This window comes from Ruegeria sp. AP12 (genome assembly GCF_056540025.1).
Map to the genome: position 1 here is coordinate 1 of NZ_JBQFVZ010000164.1, position 834 is coordinate 834.

The 834-nt window shown below is 53.6% G+C and carries 2 protein-coding genes; one reads left to right on the top strand and one right to left on the bottom strand.

The genetic code is table 11. The features are described from left to right. Positions 1-369, bottom strand: a 369-nt coding sequence (locus tag ACR0E6_RS21995; protein ID WP_480587344.1) for a porin, incomplete at its 3' end; no start/stop codon positions are given. Positions 370-651: 282 nt separating this feature from the next. Between ACR0E6_RS21995 and ACR0E6_RS22000 the strand changes: the two genes are divergently transcribed. Beyond that, positions 652-834, top strand: a 183-nt coding sequence (locus ACR0E6_RS22000; RefSeq protein WP_480587347.1) for a hypothetical protein, incomplete at its 3' end; no start/stop codon positions are given.

Sequence of the window (834 nt, forward strand, 5' to 3'; positions counted from 1 at the left end):
AACACGCAGACCGCCGTATGTGGTGGTGAAGACTGCGCCGTTCAGGCCTGCGGTACCGGCAGAACCGTCAGCATTGTCGTCAGCCTGCAGACGTACACGACCCGAGAAGCCTACGCCGCCGTCGGTTTCTGCGTTCGCGTCGATGTTCAGGCGGAAGCGCGAATCCAGGAACGCATCATCGTTTTCAGTCGTCACGACTGTACGCTCGGTGTCACCACTTGTGGTGTTGGTGTCCGAAACGATTTCAGTGGACGCGTTGTCTTCAATGTACTGAAGACCAAAGCGGCCAAAACCGCTGAAGCTGACTTCAGCTGCTGCAACGCCTGCGGTCGCTACCAGCGCCGTCGTTGCGAGAAGAACTTTTTTCATCTTGTTACCCTCGGTTTCATTTAAGAGTTTTCTACTCGACACATACCTAGGCATGCGTCTCAGCACGGACATCGTTTCGCTTGTTTACCCCCCTTTGCGCAAGCTCAGCCTAAAGAAGCTGACCGCATTGAGGTTGGATTGGTGCAAGGATGCCACAGTCTGCTCAACGCGGATTGGATGTATACACTGGTAATCGAGAAGAATAGGCTTGTTGCGCGCGGTTTGCTTGGCTAGGAGTAGCTCCCAAAGACCGCAATATTAGTGAAATAGGACCAATAGACGATGCGTTTGCCGACGACTTTGGGTTTAATCATTCTGACTGCGACACTGGCGGCATGTGGGCAGAGTCGGAGCGTCGTCAACAATCCGGATATTCTATCTACAGGCAAGCGCTCGGACGGACCCGAACTGTCCGATCCCGAACGCACCTCCCTTTTGGATTTTTTCAGTGGCAAAAATGCCCCA